This window comes from Halorubrum lipolyticum DSM 21995 (assembly GCF_000337375.1).
Lineage (GTDB): Archaea > Halobacteriota > Halobacteria > Halobacteriales > Haloferacaceae > Halorubrum > Halorubrum lipolyticum.
This window is the reverse complement of sequence record NZ_AOJG01000005.1, coordinates 1-2,232: the sequence shown is the minus strand read 5'-3', so window position 1 is coordinate 2,232 and position 2,232 is coordinate 1. Positions and strand designations below refer to the sequence as shown.

Below are 2,232 nucleotides of genomic sequence, written 5' to 3'. Positions count from 1 at the left end.
GGCTCGCGTCCGGCATCCCCGCGACCGGGTTCGTCGCCACCGTCCAGCAGACGTCGACGTTGTCCCGCGCCAGTTCGTCGATGATCCGGACGAATCCCGGCCCGGACGAGTCGGGGAGTCGACTCAGGGGAACGCCCCACTCCCGCGCGATCGCCTTCCGGTGAGCCGCGTCGTCGAACGGCCTGTACCCGGGCCACGACGACTTCGAGGCGCAGACGCGGTTCCCCATCGAGTTCGCCTGGCCGGTCAGCGAGAAGGGGCCGCTCCCCGGTCCCAGATTGCCGGTGGCCAGGCAGAGGTCGATCAGCGAGCGGGCGGTTCCGGTCCCCTGGACGCTCTGGTTGACGCCCATCCCCCAGTAGACGATGGTCCGGGCGTCGAACGCCGCGGCCAGCTCGGAGACGCGCTCGACCGAGACGCCGGCGGTCTCGGCCGCGACGCCGATGTCGGGCAGCGATCCGACCATGGCCTCGTACCCCTCGGTGTGCCGCTCGACGAACTCGCGGTCGACGAGGCCGTCGTCGACGGCCCGCGCGAGCACGGCCCGCGCCAACGCCAGATCGGTCCCCGGCTCCGGCCGGACGTGGAGGTCGGCGTCCGCCGCCGTCTCGCTCTCGACGGGGTCGACGACGATCAGGTCGCCGCCGTCGCTCGCGCTGTCGGCGATCCACCGGTACAACACGGGGTGCGCGATCTTCGGGTTCGCGCCCCAGATCACGTGGGTCTCGGCGTCGGGGACGTCGTCGTAGGTCGGGGGCGGCGCGTCGCTCCCGAACGCCTGCACGTACGCCCGCACCGCCGAGGCCATACAGAGGGTGGTGTTGGCGTCGTAGTACCGCGTTCCGAAGCCGCCGCGGGCCAGCTTGCCCAGCGCGTACGCCGCCTCGTTCGTCTGCTGACCGCTTCCCAACACGGCGACGTTGTCGTTCCCCTTCCGGAGCGCCTCGATGATCCGCACCGAGACCGTCCCGAGAGCGGTGTCCCAGTCGGTCGGTCGGAGCGTCCCGCCGCGGCGGATCAGCGGCTCCGTCACGCGCTCGCCGCTCGGATCGACCGTCTCGCGGACGCCCCGGCTGCACGTCTCCCCGCCGTTCGTCGGGTGAGCGTCGTCGCCGCGGACATCGACGACACCGCGCCCGTCGTCGGCGTCGCGCTGTCGGTAGCCGCAGCCGACCGCGCATCGCATACACGTCGTTGGCTTTCGATCAGTCATGTGGATATTCAATACGTGATCGTCTCGATCTGACTCATTTTTATACTCATTCGTGTGCCGTGCTCGGATCGTTCTGGAGCCACGTTTCATCTCGTCCGAAATAACTCTTTTCCACATGATCGACCGTGTATTATAACGGTCGAGACGGCGACGTCGTCCCGAGCCGACGGGTCGGAAATCGGCGTCAGTCGTCCGACGAGGCGGGCTTTCCGTCCGCGCTGGGCCGGCCCTCGCGAATCAGCGGATTCGACGGCTGCGGCGCCCGGACGTCGACCGCGCACTGTTTGAAGTTCGGCTCGTCGGACTCGGGGTCGACGACCGGGAGCGTGAGGACGTTGACGGCCGGGTGGTGGATCGGCAGCCACACCATCCCCTCCGGCACGCCGTCGTCCGGGTTGACCGCGATCGTCGCCGACCCCCGCCGAGAGGAGATCACCGTCTTCCCGCGGTCGAACGCCTCGATGTACTCGAGCGTCGTCTCCGGGTGGATCCGCGCCATCGGGAGCGTCTCGGTCTCGCCGCCGCGACTGCGAACGCCGGTGTTGTACGCGTCGGCCTGTCTTCCCGTCGTGAGGGTGAGCGGGAACTCGTCGTCGGTCGGCTCGGCGAGGCCGTCGTGGGTGCCCGTCGAGAACCGCGCGCGGCCCGACGGCGTGGGGAACGCCCACCCCTCGTCCTCGACGTAGCGGTAGCCGCCCTCCGCCTCGGGAGACGGCGCCGGCCACCTGACCGCGCGCTCCGCCTCCAGCCGGTCGTACGAGATCCCGGAGAGGTCCGCGGGCGTCCCGGCGGTCAGCCCTCGGAGTTCGTCGAAGGCCGACTCCGGAGAGACCGCCGGCTCCGGGAACAGCTCGGGGTCGATCGCCGCACCGACCGCGACGATGATGTCGAGATCTTGCTTGATCTTCGGCGAGGTCTCCGTCGCGGCGCGGACCCGGGAGACCCGGCGCTCCATGTTGGTGACAGTCCCCTCGGACTCGCCCCAGGTCGCCGCCGGTAACACCACGTCGGCCAGCTCG

Annotated in this window: 2 protein-coding genes; both read right to left on the bottom strand. The window is 70.1% G+C overall.

What is annotated here, in order from left to right; translation table 11 throughout:
• Positions 1-1,213: molybdopterin-dependent oxidoreductase (locus tag C469_RS01670; RefSeq protein ID WP_147587226.1), on the bottom strand; the 1,213-nt coding region annotated here is incomplete at its 3' end.
• Positions 1,214-1,397: 184 nt separating this feature from the next.
• Positions 1,398-2,232, bottom strand: an 835-nt coding sequence (locus C469_RS01665; protein ID WP_008003259.1) for a molybdopterin dinucleotide binding domain-containing protein, incomplete at its 5' end; no start/stop codon positions are given.